This is a genomic window from Pseudomonas sp. RT4P38 (genome assembly GCF_054897765.1).
This window is the reverse complement of record NZ_CM142703.1, coordinates 200,624-214,036: the sequence shown is the minus strand read 5'-3', so window position 1 is coordinate 214,036 and position 13,413 is coordinate 200,624. Positions and strand designations below refer to the sequence as shown.

Here is a 13,413-nt window from a genome sequence, read left to right as displayed (position 1 = left end):
TGAGCATGATTACAGACGCATCGGCATGACAACGTAAGCCGAGTCGTCGTTGTCAGACTCTTGCACCAGCGCACTGCTGTTGGAGTCGGACAGGATCAGACGAACCTGCTCGGTGGTCATCACGCCCAGCACGTCGAGCAGATAACTCACGTTGAAGCCGATTTCCAGATTGCCGCCGTTGTATTCAACGCCCACCTCTTCTTCCGCTTCTTCCTGCTCCGGGTTGTTCGCCTGAATTTTCAACTGGCCGTTAGCCAGTTGCAGACGGATGCCGCGGTACTTCTCGTTGGACAAAATCGCGGTGCGGCTGAAGGCTTCACGCAGGGCCTGGCGATCGCCGAGTACCAGTTTGTCGCCGCCCTTAGGCAGGACGCGCTCGTAGTCAGGGAATTTGCCGTCGACCAGTTTCGAGGTGAAGGTAAATTCGCCGGTGGTTGCGCGGATGTGGTGTTGACCCAGCACGATGCTGACGATGCCGTCCGGTTCGGTCAGCAGGCGCGCCAGCTCGAGAATACCTTTGCGTGGAACGATGACCTGATGACGATCCGGCTGACCGATATCGGCCTGCATTGAGCACATGGCCAGGCGGTGACCGTCAGTGGCCACGGCGCGGATGATGCCAGCCGAGACTTCCAGCAGCATGCCGTTGAGGTAGTAACGCACATCCTGCTGGGCCATCGCGAAGCTGGTGCGTTCGATCAGACGACGCAGTTTGCTTTGCTCAAGGCTGCACGTCAGCGAACCTGGGCCTTCTTCCACAGTCGGGAAGTCATTGGCCGGCAGTGTCGACAGGGTGAAGCGGCTACGGCCGGCCTTCACCACGAGCTTCTGCTCGTCGACCTTGATGTCGATCAGTGCATCGTTCGGCAAGCTCTTGCAGATGTCCATCAGCTTGCGCGCAGGCACAGTGATGGAACCTGGATCCGCAGGCTCTTCGAGTTGCACACGACCGACCAGCTCGACTTCCAGGTCGGTACCGGTCAGCGACAATTGCTGGCCTTCGACAACCAGCAGCACGTTGGAGAGCACCGGCAAGGTCTGTCGGCGCTCGACGACGCCTGCGACCAGTTGCAGGGGTTTCAACAGGGCTTCGCGTTGAATGGTGAAATGCATGGTCTAGTCCCTTGCCTTAATAAGCTGCGCTGGTGTTCATCAAGTGGTCAGTGTACGCAGCAGGTTCTTGTAGTCCTCGCGGATGTCCGCGTCGGATTCCTTAAGTTCGTTGATCTTGCGGCAGGCGTGCAAAACAGTCGTGTGGTCCCGGCCGCCAAACACATCGCCGATTTCCGGCAGGCTGTGGTTAGTCAACTCTTTGGACAATGCCATTGCAACCTGACGCGGACGTGCGACCGAGCGTGAACGACGCTTGGACAGCAGGTCGGAGATCTTAATCTTGTAGTACTCGGCGACCGTGCGCTGGATGTTATCCACAGAGACCAGTTTGTCTTGCAGCGCCAACAAGTCTTTCAGGGATTCGCGAATCAGCTCGATGGTGATGTCGCGGCCCATGAAGTGCGAGTGGGCGATCACGCGTTTCAGCGCGCCTTCCAACTCACGGACGTTGGAGCGAATACGCTGGGCAATGAAGAACGCCGCGTCATGGGGCAGATCGACTTTGGCCTGATCGGCCTTTTTCATCAGGATCGCCACGCGGGTTTCCAGTTCCGGCGGCTCGACGGCAACCGTCAGGCCCCAGCCGAAGCGGGATTTTAGGCGTTCTTCAAGGCCTTCGATTTCTTTCGGGTAGCGGTCACTGGTGAGAATGACCTGCTGGCCACCTTCAAGCAGGGCGTTGAAGGTGTGGAAAAACTCTTCCTGGGAACGTTCCTTGCGGGCGAAGAACTGAATGTCATCGATCAACAACGCATCCACCGAGCGATAGAAGCGCTTGAACTCGTTGATAGCATTCAGTTGCAAGGCCTTGACCATGTCCGCGACGAAACGCTCGGAATGCAGGTACACGACCTTGGCATTCGGATTCTTCTTTAATAGGTGGTTACCCACAGCGTGCATCAAGTGGGTTTTACCCAAGCCGACGCCACCATAAAGGAAGAGCGGGTTGTAACCGTGCTTGGGGTTGTCCGCCACTTGCCAGGCCGCGGCCCGTGCCAGTTGGTTGGACTTGCCCTCGACGAAGTTTTCGAAGGTGAAGGTGCGGTTCAGGTAGCTGGTGTGCTTGAGCGCGCCTTCGACCTGCACCGTACGCTGTTCGGCGCGAATCGGAGCTTGCTGCGAACTGGCCCCGGCCATCGGGTCGAAGCTGTCGCGCGATGGCTCTTCATTAACCTCGGCAACTTTTTGCGTCGCACGCTTGGTCGGAGCGGATACCTGGGCTGGCGCCGGGGCGCTGACAGGTGCTTGAGCGGCCTGAGCCTGTGAAGCAGCGGCGGCCAACGGAGCATTCGGGGCGGCACGCGGTGCCGAACTGCGTTTGCTGCCTATTAATAAGGACAGCGCCGGCGCCATGCCATTGCCATGCTCATCGAGCAGTTCAAGGACGCGGCCCAGGTACTTTTCGTTGACCCAGTCGAGAACAAAACGATTCGGTGCGTAAACACGCAACTCGTCGCCTTCGGCTTCGACCTGTAGTGGACGGATCCAAGTGTTGAATTGTTGGGCAGGCAGCTCATCGCGCAAAAGCTCCACGCACTGCTGCCAAAGTTCCACTGACACGGATATCCCCTAAGTTGAAAGCCGGTGAGGCAAAAACAAGCGGCCATTGTAGCCGACCAAGCCCCGACTTATCCACACGAAGGTTGTGCACCGCCCATGAAGAATCAGTGATCTATACGAAAAAAAGACGACCAGCGGTCTGTGCATAAGCTCTGTGGATAACCGGGTCTAAGGTCGTTGTACAAGTGGGGGGGAAACTCGGTGGATAACCGTCCTGTGGATAAGTGCCTCTTTCACACACAGCTTATCCGACAGCGCAGCACAGGGTTACCACCGTTTTCCACCGTAGTTGTCATTCTCTGTACATCACGACTTTAAAGGGCTTATGGCAGTTATCCACAGATTATCGTGCCCCTAGCTTTTATAAGCTTTACAGAAAAGCTTTAAATACTTTCCTTCTTAATTTCTATATCTAGCCAAGGACCTGGGCAGGAAAAACGTCTGGTGATCTATTTATAAGGAAACGCTGGTTGGAAATTGACCTAGAGGCTTGCTTTCTCTAGAATCCCCGGTCTCTTAAAACGGGGGCCATTCCGGCCCGTTGTGGACGAACCAGGTAACACGACAATGAAACGTACTTTCCAACCAAGCACTATCAAACGCGCTCGTACCCACGGTTTCCGTGCTCGCATGGCAACCAAAAACGGTCGTGCCGTCCTGTCGCGTCGTCGCGCCAAAGGTCGTGCGCGTCTGGCAGTTTGATAATCCGGCACTGGAGGTGAGTCAGGACTTCAGTCGGGAAAAGCGCCTGCTTACTCCCCGGCATTTCAAGGCAGTCTTTGACTCCCCTACCGGCAAGGTTCCGGGGAAAAATCTCCTGCTCCTTGCGCGCAATAACGATCTTGATCACCCCCGTCTCGGGCTGGTTATCGGGAAAAAGAGCGTAAAGCTCTCCGTCGAGCGCAATCGCCTCAAACGTCTGATGCGCGAATCGTTCCGTCTGAACCAGGACTCACTGGCCGGCTGGGACATCGTTATCGTCGCGCGCAAAGGTTTGGGTGACGTAGAAAACCCCGAATTGATTCAGCATTTCGGCAAACTCTGGAAGCGTCTGGCACGCAGCACGCCGGTACCAGCAGTCAAAACCGAAACTGTAGGGGTAGACAGTCCCGATGCGTAAACTGGCACTCGTTCCGATCCAGTTTTATCGCTATGCCATTAGTCCTCTGATGGCCAGTCACTGTCGCTTCTACCCCAGTTGTTCCTGCTACGCGTATGAAGCCATAGAAAATCATGGCCTTCTGCGCGGTGGCTGGCTGGCCTTTCGTCGTTTAGGTCGCTGTCATCCGTGGAATCCCGGTGGTTATGACCCGGTTCCATCTATCCCTACCTCCCGTTCTTCTTCGATGGCCGAGTAATCATGGATATCAAACGCACGATCCTGATCGTCGCCCTGGCAATCGTGACCTACGTTATGGTTCTTAAATGGAACCAGGACTATGGCCAGGCTGCCCTGCCGACTCAGAATGTTGCTTCCAGTACTACCGCACCGGGTCTACCGGATACGGCGACTGGCAATAATGCTTCTGTCAGTGACGACATTCCACGCGCCGCAAGCGAAACCAGTGCAACTGCACCTGCTGAAACGCCAGTGGCTGCAAGCAAAGACCTCATCCAGATCAAAACGGATGTGCTCAACCTGGCTGTCGATCCACAAGGTGGCGATGTTGCCCAGTTGACGCTGCCACTGTATCCACGTCGCCAGGACCATCCGGACATTCCATTCCAGCTGTTCGATAACGGCAACGAACGGACTTATCTGGCCCAGAGCGGTTTGATCGGCACCAACGGTCCGGACGCAAGTCCTGCCGGTCGTCCGGTTTACTCCTCGGAGAAGAAAGTTTACCAGCTGGCTGACAGTCAGGACCAATTGGTCGTAGACCTGAAATTCAGCAAGGACGGCGTCAACTACATCAAGCGTTTCACCGTGAAACGTGGCCTGTATGACGTAACCGTTTCCTACCTGATCGATAACCAGAGCGCTCAGCCCTGGTCCGGTGCGATGTTCGCGCAGTTGAAGCGTGACGCCAGCTCCGATCCTTCTTCCAGCACTGCCACCGGCACCGCGACTTACCTGGGCGCCGCCCTGTGGACAAGTAACGAGCCGTACAAGAAAGTGTCGATGAGCGACATGGACAAGGCTCAGCTGAAAGAAACCGTGAACGGTGGTTGGGTTGCCTGGTTGCAGCACTACTTCGTGACCGCATGGATTCCGGCCAAGGGCGAAAATAACATCGTCCAGACCCGTAAAGACAGTAAAGGCAACTACATCATCGGCTACACCGCCCCAGCGATGACTGTCGCGCCAGGTGCAAAAGCCGAGACCAGCGCCGTTCTATACGCCGGTCCGAAAAGCCAGGCTGTATTGAAAGAGTTGTCCCCAGGTCTGGAACTGACCGTCGACTACGGCATTCTGTGGTTCATTGCCCAGCCAATTTTCTGGCTGCTGCAAAATATCCACGCGCTGATCGGCAACTGGGGCTGGTCAATCATCTTCCTGACCATGCTGATCAAAGGGATCTTCTTCCCGCTGTCGGCAGCCAGCTACAAATCCATGGCTCGCATGCGTGCAGTGGCTCCGAAACTGGCCGCGCTGAAAGAGCAACATGGCGACGACCGACAGAAAATGTCGCAAGCCATGATGGAGCTGTACAAGAAAGAGAAGATCAATCCGCTGGGTGGTTGCTTGCCAATCCTCGTGCAGATGCCGGTTTTCCTTTCGCTGTACTGGGTTCTGCTGGAAAGCGTTGAAATGCGCCAAGCGCCGTTCATGCTGTGGATTACTGACCTGTCGATCAAGGATCCGTTCTTCATTCTGCCGATCATCATGGGTGCAACCATGTTCATCCAGCAGCAGTTGAACCCGACTCCTCCGGATCCGATGCAGGCCAAGGTGATGAAGTTGATGCCAATCATCTTCACCTTCTTCTTCCTGTGGTTCCCGGCGGGTCTGGTGCTGTACTGGGTTGTGAACAACGTGTTGTCGATCGCCCAACAGTGGTACATCACTCGTAAAGTCGAAGCGGCTACCAAAGCAGCTGCCTGATTTACACTGTGAATAACCACTCAAAACGCCCCCTAGTGGGGCGTTTTGCTATCTGTCACTTTTGTCTGGATAACGGTTTATGAGCGTTTCTCGTGAAACCATTGCAGCCGTCGCCACCGCTCAAGGTCGCGGCGGTGTAGGCATCGTCCGTATTTCCGGGCCGCTGGCGAGCGTTGCGGCCAAAGCCTTTAGCGGTCGTGAGCTCAAGCCGCGATTCGCCCACTACGGCCCATTTCTCAGTGAAAACGATGAGGTTCTGGATCAAGGCATAGCACTGTATTTTCCGGGTCCGAACTCGTTCACCGGTGAGGATGTGCTGGAACTCCAGGGCCATGGCGGTCCGGTAGTTCTGGATATGCTGCTTCAGCGTTGCCTGGAACTCGGCTGTCGGTTGGCACGGCCAGGTGAATTTAGCGAGCGGGCCTTCCTCAACGACAAACTCGACCTCGCTCAGGCCGAGGCAATTGCCGACTTGATCGAGGCGAGTTCTGCACAGGCTGCACGAAATGCCCTGCGTTCCTTGCAGGGCGCATTTTCCGAGCGTGTGCATAACCTCACCGAGCAACTGATTGGCCTGCGCATCTATGTCGAAGCGGCTATCGACTTCCCGGAAGAAGAAATCGACTTCCTCGCCGATGGCCATGTACTGAGCATGCTCGACAAAGTGCGTGACGAGTTATCCACCGTACTCCGAGAAGCCGGGCAGGGTGCTTTGCTACGTGACGGGATGACCGTGGTGATCGCTGGCCGGCCGAATGCCGGTAAATCCAGTTTGCTCAATGCCTTGGCCGGACGAGAAGCAGCGATCGTGACCGAGATTGCCGGTACCACCCGGGACATTCTTCGTGAACATATCCACATTGATGGCATGCCGCTGCACGTAGTCGACACCGCAGGTCTGCGAGATACCGAAGACCAGGTGGAAAAAATCGGCGTAGAACGAGCGTTGAAAGCGATCAGCGAGGCTGATCGCGTGCTGTTGGTGGTCGATGCTACCGCTCCCGAGGCACTTGATCCGTTCGCGTTATGGCCGGAATTCCTGGAAGTCCGTCCGGATCCGGCAAAAGTCACGCTAATCCGTAACAAGGCTGACCTTACAGGCGAAGCCATTGCCCTGGAAATCAGCGAGGATGGCCACGTCACCATCAGCCTGAGCGCCAAGTCCGCAGGTGAAGGGCTGGAATTGCTGCGTGACCACCTCAAGGCCTGCATGGGCTACGAACAGACCTCGGAGAGCAGCTTCAGCGCTCGCAGGCGTCACCTTGACGCGTTGCGTCATGCCAGTGCTTCCCTCGAGCACGGCCGTGCGCAGCTGACCCTGGCCGGTGCCGGTGAACTGCTGGCCGAAGATTTGCGCCAGGCTCAGCACTCTTTGGGTGAAATCACCGGTGCATTCAGCTCCGATGACCTGTTGGGACGAATCTTTTCCAGCTTCTGTATCGGTAAATAACCCTTCCGTTCTCCACAGACAGGCCATCGTGCCTGTCTGTTCCTACCTTTTCTTAAATTCTCCTCCAGTGCCAGGCAGTTCTTTCTGCTTGTGTGGATTTTCCGTGTCCAGGATTCGCCTATTCTGCGTTTTTCTGTGGATTAAGCCCTGTGAATAACTGCCACTAAGGCCAGTTGATAACAGGGCCTCAAAACTGAAGATAACCGCCCCTGTGGATAACCACCTCTTTAATCCACAGGCTTAAACCGGTTATCCAAGGGCCTTATTGGCACATGGTCACAGGGTTTTGAATCTCTGTACATATTGAATATAAAGTCCTGTATAGATCTATCCACAGAAATGGTGCTCAGTAGAAATAAACATAAAAACAAAGATTTAATAAATTTCTCTCTTTTTAATTTCTATAACCACGACTTTTCCACAGCTGGTTAAATTTTGTGCAAAGGGTTCTTTAGGAAGGGCGAAGTCCCTATACTTGCCGACCAGGTCCAAAAACCTGAGATCAACCTATTCCGGATTACCTAACTGAAGCAGGCACGAGGTGCGTGGTGGATTTCCCTTCCCGTTTTGAAGTGATCGTCATCGGCGGCGGTCATGCCGGTACCGAGGCAGCACTGGCGTCAGCACGCATGGGGGCAAAAACCCTGTTGCTGACGCATAACGTGGAAACCCTCGGTGCCATGAGTTGCAACCCTGCCATTGGCGGGATCGGCAAAAGCCACCTGGTCAAGGAAATCGACGCCCTCGGCGGCGCGATGGCCATGGCCACCGATAAGGGTGGTATCCAGTTTCGCGTGTTGAACAGCCGCAAAGGCCCGGCCGTGCGAGCGACTCGCGCTCAGGCTGATCGGGTTCTGTACAAGGCCGCTGTCCGCGAAGCCCTGGAAAACCAGCCGAACCTGTGGATATTTCAACAAGCCGCTGACGACCTGATCGTCGAGCAGGAACAAGTGCGCGGTGTCGTCACCCAAATGGGTCTGCGTTTCTTCGCCGATTCCGTTGTGCTGACCACTGGCACCTTCCTCGGTGGACTTATCCACATCGGAATGCAGAATTTTTCCGGTGGCCGTGCCGGTGATCCGCCGTCGATCGCCCTGGCTCACCGTTTGCGTGAATTGCCACTTCGCGTTGGCCGCCTGAAAACCGGTACACCACCGCGTATTGACGGTCGTACTGTGGATTTCTCGGTGATGACCGAGCAAGCAGGCGATACGCCGATCCCGGTGATGTCGTTCATGGGTTCCAAAGAGCAGCATCCGAAACAGGTCAGCTGCTGGATTACCCACACCAACGCCCGCACCCATGAAATCATTGCTGCCAACCTTGATCGTTCGCCGATGTATTCCGATGCCGGTGTGATCGAAGGTATCGGCCCGCGTTACTGCCCATCGATCGAAGACAAGATCCATCGCTTTGCCGACAAGGAAAGCCATCAGGTCTTCATCGAACCGGAAGGCCTGACGACCAACGAGCTGTACCCGAACGGGATATCCACATCCCTGCCGTTCGACGTGCAACTGCAGATCGTGCAATCGATCCGCGGCATGGAAAACGCGCACATCGTTCGTCCGGGTTACGCCATCGAATACGACTACTTCGACCCGCGTGACCTGAAGTACAACCTGGAAACCAAAGTCATCGGCGGTCTGTTCTTCGCCGGGCAAATCAACGGCACCACCGGTTACGAAGAAGCCGGCGCCCAGGGTTTGCTGGCCGGGGCTAATGCCGCACTGCGTGCACAGGGCAAAGATGCCTGGTGCCCGCGTCGCGACGAGGCGTACATCGGGGTGTTGGTCGACGACCTGATTACCCTGGGTACCCAGGAACCGTATCGGATGTTTACGTCCCGCGCCGAATATCGTCTGATCCTGCGCGAAGACAACGCCGACCTGCGCTTGACCGAAAAAGGTCGCGAACTGGGTCTGGTGGATGACGCGCGTTGGGCTGCGTTCTGCACCAAACGCGAAAGCATCACGCTGGAAGAGCAACGCCTGAAAAGTACCTGGGTTCGCCCGGGCACCGAGCAAGGCGATGCGATTTCCGAGAAATTCGGCACGCCACTGACCCACGAGTACAACTTGCTCAACCTGCTGAGCCGTCCGGAAATCGACTACGCTGGGCTGATCGCCGTGACCGGTGGGGGCGCAGAAGATCCACAAGTCGCCGAGCAGGTCGAAATCAAGACCAAATACGCCGGTTACATCGATCGCCAGCAGGATGAAATCGCACGGCTGCGGGCCAGCGAAGACACAAAACTACCTGTGGATATCGATTACACGAATATTTCCGGTCTCTCCAAAGAGATCCAGAGCAAGCTCGGTGCGACCCGTCCAGAGACTCTGGGCCAGGCGTCGCGTATCCCGGGCGTGACGCCGGCAGCGATTTCGCTGTTGATGATTCATTTGAAAAAACGCGGCGCGGGCCGTCAGTTGGAGCAAAGCGCTTGAGTTCGTTGGTCACCTCGCAACACGCAGAAGAGTTATCCACAGGTGCTCGCCAACTCGGCGTGACACTGACAGAAACCCAGCATGCGCAGCTGCTGGGTTATCTGGCCCTGTTGATCAAATGGAACAAGGCGTACAACCTGACCGCCGTACGCGATCCGGATGAAATGGTTTCCCGTCACTTGCTCGATAGTTTGAGCGTGATGTCGTTCGTCGAAAACGGTCGCTGGCTGGACGTCGGCAGTGGTGGTGGCATGCCGGGTATCCCGATGGCCATCCTGTTTCCAGAATCCCAAGTGACCTGCCTGGACAGCAACGGCAAGAAAACCCGCTTCCTGACCCAGGTCAAACTCGAACTCAAACTGGATAACCTGCAAGTTATCCACAGTCGCGTCGAAGCTTTTCAGCCTGATCAGCCATTCAACGGGATCATCTCCCGGGCGTTCAGCAGCATGGAGAACTTCAGCAACTGGACTCGTCACCTCGGCGACACCGAAACACGTTGGCTGGCAATGAAGGGCGTTCATCCCGCCGATGAGCTGGTAGCATTGCCGGCAGACTTCCACCTCGATAGCGAACACGCCCTGGCCGTACCCGGTTGCCAAGGCCAACGCCATCTGCTGATACTGCGCCGCACGGCATGATTGGGAACACAAGCAAGAATGGCTAAGGTATTCGCGATAGCGAACCAAAAGGGTGGTGTGGGCAAGACCACCACCTGCATCAACCTCGCAGCTTCCCTGGTCGCTACCAAGCGTCGGGTGCTGTTGATCGATCTCGATCCACAGGGCAACGCCACCATGGGTAGCGGTGTGGATAAACACGGCCTGGAAAACTCGGTTTACGACCTGCTGATCGGCGAATGCGATCTGGCCCAGGCCATGCACTATTCCGAGCACGGTGGTTACCAACTGCTGCCGGCCAACCGCGATCTGACCGCGGCCGAAGTGGTTCTGCTGGAAATGCAGATGAAGGAAAGCCGCTTGCGCAGTGCGTTGGCGCCGATCCGTGAAAACTACGATTACATTTTGATCGACTGCCCGCCGTCGCTGTCGATGCTCACGCTTAACGCACTGGTTGCGGCTGACGGGGTGATTATCCCCATGCAGTGCGAGTACTTCGCGCTCGAAGGCTTGAGCGACCTAGTGGATAACATCAAGCGCATCGCAGAACTGCTGAACCCGAACCTGAAAGTCGAAGGCCTGTTGCGGACCATGTATGACCCGCGCCTGAGCCTGATGAACGATGTTTCGGCGCAGCTCAAGGAACACTTCGGCGAGCAGCTCTACGACACGGTGATTCCGCGCAACATCCGCTTGGCCGAAGCGCCAAGCTATGGCATGCCGGCGTTGGCGTACGACAAATCATCGCGGGGCGCCATTGCCTATCTGGCATTGGCGGGCGAGATGGTTCGTCGTCAACGCAAAAACTCACGCACCGCCGCTGCTCAGGCAACTTAAGGAATCCCCATGGCCGTCAAGAAACGAGGTCTCGGACGTGGACTGGATGCTCTGCTGAGTGGTCCGACTGTCAGCTCGCTGGAAGAACAAGCGGTGCAGGCAGATCAGCGTGAGCTGCAGCACCTGCCCCTGGACCTGATCCAGCGCGGCAAGTACCAGCCGCGTCGGGACATGGACCCACAGGCCCTGGAAGAGCTGGCACAGTCGATCAAGGCTCAGGGCGTGATGCAGCCGATCGTGGTTCGTCCGATCGGCAGCGGTCGCTTCGAAATCATCGCTGGCGAACGTCGTTGGCGCGCCAGCCAGCAGGCTGGCCAGGAAACCATCCCGGCAATGGTTCGCGATGTGCCGGATGAGACCGCGATCGCGATGGCACTGATCGAGAACATCCAGCGCGAAGACCTCAATCCGATCGAAGAAGCGGTGGCTTTGCAGCGTTTGCAGCAGGAATTCCAGCTGACTCAGCAACAAGTGGCCGAAGCGGTGGGCAAATCCCGCGTGACCGTGGCTAACCTGCTACGCTTGATCGCGTTGCCGGAAGTCATCAAAACCATGCTGTCGCACGGCGACCTGGAAATGGGTCATGCCCGTGCGTTGCTCGGTTTACCGGAGAATCAACAGGTTGAAGGGGCGCGACACGTTGTCGCACGGGGGCTGACTGTGCGCCAGACTGAAGCACTGGTTCGCCAGTGGTTGAGTGGCAAACAGGAACCTGCTGAACCGGTAAAGCCGGACCCGGATATTGCTCGACTCGAACAGCGTCTGGCTGAGCGCCTAGGCTCTGCGGTGCAGATCCGCCACGGGAAAAAGGGGAAGGGTCAGTTGGTGATCGGTTACAACTCCCTCGATGAGCTTCAAGGTGTGCTTGCACACATCCGCTGAAACATTTCCTCATGTAGCGTGCAGGTGGAAATCACTACCTGACAGTTGAATAGGGGCAGAACCGCCCCTATACTCTGCGCGCATTTTGTCGGCACAAATTATGCCAAGTTATTGAATTCCGGCAGCCGATCATTGGGGAGCAAAAACGATGGAGAGCCGCACGCCAAACCGCTTGCCGTTCCATCGCCTGGCAGTTTTTCCGGTATTACTGGCTCAATTTGTCGTTTTGGTACTGGCCGCTTTGGCGCTTTGGTACTGGCATGGAGTCGTAGCCGGGTACTCAGGACTTTGCGGAGGCCTGATAGCCTTGCTGCCCAATGTTTATTTCGCTCACAGGGCATTTCGGTTTTCCGGTGCCCGAGCAGCTCAAGCCATCGTCCGGTCTTTTTATGCCGGCGAGGCGGGCAAACTAATTTTGACGGCAGTGCTCTTTGCATTGACGTTTGCAGGTGTGAAGCCATTGGCGCCGCTAGCTGTATTCGGCGTCTTCGTGTTGACCCAACTGGTCAGCTGGTTCGCGCCCCTGCTGATGAGAACAAGACTTTCGAGACCTTAGGGCGTTTGAGGCAACCATGGCAGAGACAACCGCTTCGGGCTATATCCAGCACCACTTGCAGAACCTGACCTTCGGGCAGCTACCTAACGGCGGCTGGGGCTTTGCCCACACCGCAGCAGAAGCCAAAGAAATGGGCTTCTGGGCTTTCCACGTCGATACACTCGGCTGGTCGGTCGGGTTGGGTCTGATCTTCGTTCTTCTTTTCCGCATGGCGGCAAAGAAGGCGACTTCCGGTCAGCCTGGCGGCTTGCAGAACTTCGTCGAGGTTCTGATCGAGTTCGTCGACAGCAGCGTGAAAGATACCTTCCACGGCCGTAATCCATTAATTGCACCATTGGCGCTGACGATTTTTGTCTGGGTGTTCCTGATGAACGCCGTCGACCTGGTTCCGGTTGACTGGATTCCGAAAGTGGCTGCCATCATTACCGGCGACCCGCATCTGGTCTTCCGTGCTGTTCCGACCACTGACCCGAACGCGACTCTGGGTATGTCCCTGTCGGTATTCGCGTTGATCATTTTCTACAGCATCAAGGTCAAGGGCATCGGCGGCTTCATCGGCGAATTGACCCTGCACCCGTTCGGCAGCAAGAACATTTTTCTTCAAGCCCTGCTGATTCCGGTGAACTTCCTGCTGGAGTTCGTGACGCTGGTTGCCAAGCCAATCTCCCTGGCACTGCGTCTGTTCGGCAACATGTACGCCGGCGAGCTGGTCTTCATTCTGATTGCTGTGATGTTCGGCAGCGGTCTGCTCTGGCTTAGCGGCCTGGGTATAGTTCTGCAGTGGGCGTGGGCTGTGTTCCACATCCTGATCATCACCCTGCAGGCGTTTATCTTCATGATGCTGTCCATCGTTTACCTGTCGATGGCGCACGAAGAGAACCATTAAGACCAGTCTCGACTAG

At 56.3% G+C, this 13,413-nt stretch carries 13 protein-coding genes; 11 read left to right on the top strand and 2 right to left on the bottom strand.

The window, feature by feature from the left end; all coding sequences use genetic code 11:
• Positions 1-9: 9 nt before the first annotated feature.
• Both dnaN and dnaA read right to left on the bottom strand, forming a co-directional pair.
• Positions 10-1,113, bottom strand: coding sequence for a DNA polymerase III subunit beta (dnaN, locus tag ACYZT7_RS00955; protein ID WP_017341709.1), 1,104 nt, complete (start codon positions 1,111-1,113; stop codon positions 10-12).
• Positions 1,114-1,152: 39 nt separating this feature from the next.
• Positions 1,153-2,673: a chromosomal replication initiator protein DnaA gene (gene dnaA, locus ACYZT7_RS00950; protein WP_462039592.1), complete on the bottom strand. Its 1,521-nt coding sequence runs from the start codon at positions 2,671-2,673 to the stop codon at positions 1,153-1,155.
• A 567-nt stretch (positions 2,674-3,240) separates the two neighbouring features.
• Between dnaA and rpmH the strand changes: the two genes are divergently transcribed.
• From rpmH to atpB, 11 genes are all read left to right on the top strand, one after another.
• Positions 3,241-3,375, top strand: coding sequence for a 50S ribosomal protein L34 (gene rpmH, locus ACYZT7_RS00945; RefSeq protein WP_003213577.1), 135 nt, complete (start codon positions 3,241-3,243; stop codon positions 3,373-3,375).
• A gap of 16 nt (positions 3,376-3,391) precedes the next feature.
• Positions 3,392-3,793, top strand: coding sequence for a ribonuclease P protein component (gene rnpA / locus ACYZT7_RS00940; protein WP_031319201.1), 402 nt, complete (start codon positions 3,392-3,394; stop codon positions 3,791-3,793).
• On the top strand, positions 3,786-4,031 hold the full coding sequence (gene yidD, locus ACYZT7_RS00935) for a membrane protein insertion efficiency factor YidD (RefSeq protein ID WP_074872215.1): 246 nt from the start codon (positions 3,786-3,788) through the stop codon (positions 4,029-4,031). Before rnpA ends, yidD begins: the two co-directional genes overlap by 8 nt.
• A gap of 2 nt (positions 4,032-4,033) precedes the next feature.
• Positions 4,034-5,719 (top strand): membrane protein insertase YidC, encoded by a 1,686-nt coding sequence (yidC, locus tag ACYZT7_RS00930; RefSeq protein WP_462039591.1) that lies wholly within the window; start codon positions 4,034-4,036, stop codon positions 5,717-5,719.
• 79 nt (positions 5,720-5,798) lie between these two features.
• Positions 5,799-7,169, top strand: a complete 1,371-nt coding sequence (mnmE, locus tag ACYZT7_RS00925; RefSeq protein WP_462039590.1) for a tRNA uridine-5-carboxymethylaminomethyl(34) synthesis GTPase MnmE — start codon at positions 5,799-5,801, stop codon at positions 7,167-7,169.
• 548 nt (positions 7,170-7,717) lie between these two features.
• Positions 7,718-9,616 carry a tRNA uridine-5-carboxymethylaminomethyl(34) synthesis enzyme MnmG gene (gene mnmG, locus ACYZT7_RS00920; RefSeq protein ID WP_462039589.1) on the top strand — a complete coding sequence of 633 codons (1,899 nt, stop codon included), beginning with the start codon at positions 7,718-7,720 and terminating at the stop codon, positions 9,614-9,616.
• Positions 9,613-10,257 carry a 16S rRNA (guanine(527)-N(7))-methyltransferase RsmG gene (gene rsmG / locus ACYZT7_RS00915; RefSeq protein ID WP_462039588.1) on the top strand — a complete coding sequence of 215 codons (645 nt, stop codon included), beginning with the start codon at positions 9,613-9,615 and terminating at the stop codon, positions 10,255-10,257. The genes mnmG and rsmG overlap by 4 nt, the downstream gene beginning before the upstream one ends.
• An 18-nt stretch (positions 10,258-10,275) precedes the next feature.
• Positions 10,276-11,073: a ParA family protein gene (locus ACYZT7_RS00910; RefSeq protein WP_008155709.1), complete on the top strand. Its 798-nt coding sequence runs from the start codon at positions 10,276-10,278 to the stop codon at positions 11,071-11,073.
• A gap of 9 nt (positions 11,074-11,082) precedes the next feature.
• On the top strand, positions 11,083-11,955 hold the full coding sequence (locus ACYZT7_RS00905; RefSeq protein ID WP_008027541.1) for a ParB/RepB/Spo0J family partition protein: 873 nt from the start codon (positions 11,083-11,085) through the stop codon (positions 11,953-11,955).
• Between the two features lie 148 nt (positions 11,956-12,103).
• Positions 12,104-12,511 carry a F0F1 ATP synthase subunit I gene (locus ACYZT7_RS00900; protein WP_007948092.1) on the top strand — a complete coding sequence of 136 codons (408 nt, stop codon included), beginning with the start codon at positions 12,104-12,106 and terminating at the stop codon, positions 12,509-12,511.
• A 16-nt stretch (positions 12,512-12,527) separates the two neighbouring features.
• Positions 12,528-13,397, top strand: coding sequence for a F0F1 ATP synthase subunit A (gene atpB, locus ACYZT7_RS00895; RefSeq protein ID WP_462039587.1), 870 nt, complete (start codon positions 12,528-12,530; stop codon positions 13,395-13,397).
• The last annotated feature ends 16 nt before the right edge of the window (positions 13,398-13,413 follow it).

Coding starts and splice junctions, on each gene's coding strand:
- dnaN (WP_017341709.1), bottom strand. CDS start 1,113: ATGCATTTCACCATTCAACGCGAAGCCCTGTTGAAACCCCTGCAACTG.
- rpmH (WP_003213577.1), top strand. CDS start 3,241: ATGAAACGTACTTTCCAACCAAGCACTATCAAACGCGCTCGTACCCAC.
- yidD (WP_074872215.1), top strand. CDS start 3,786: ATGCGTAAACTGGCACTCGTTCCGATCCAGTTTTATCGCTATGCCATT.
- yidC (WP_462039591.1), top strand. CDS start 4,034: ATGGATATCAAACGCACGATCCTGATCGTCGCCCTGGCAATCGTGACC.
- mnmE (WP_462039590.1), top strand. CDS start 5,799: ATGAGCGTTTCTCGTGAAACCATTGCAGCCGTCGCCACCGCTCAAGGT.
- ACYZT7_RS00910 (WP_008155709.1), top strand. CDS start 10,276: ATGGCTAAGGTATTCGCGATAGCGAACCAAAAGGGTGGTGTGGGCAAG.
- ACYZT7_RS00905 (WP_008027541.1), top strand. CDS start 11,083: ATGGCCGTCAAGAAACGAGGTCTCGGACGTGGACTGGATGCTCTGCTG.
- ACYZT7_RS00900 (WP_007948092.1), top strand. CDS start 12,104: ATGGAGAGCCGCACGCCAAACCGCTTGCCGTTCCATCGCCTGGCAGTT.
- atpB (WP_462039587.1), top strand. CDS start 12,528: ATGGCAGAGACAACCGCTTCGGGCTATATCCAGCACCACTTGCAGAAC.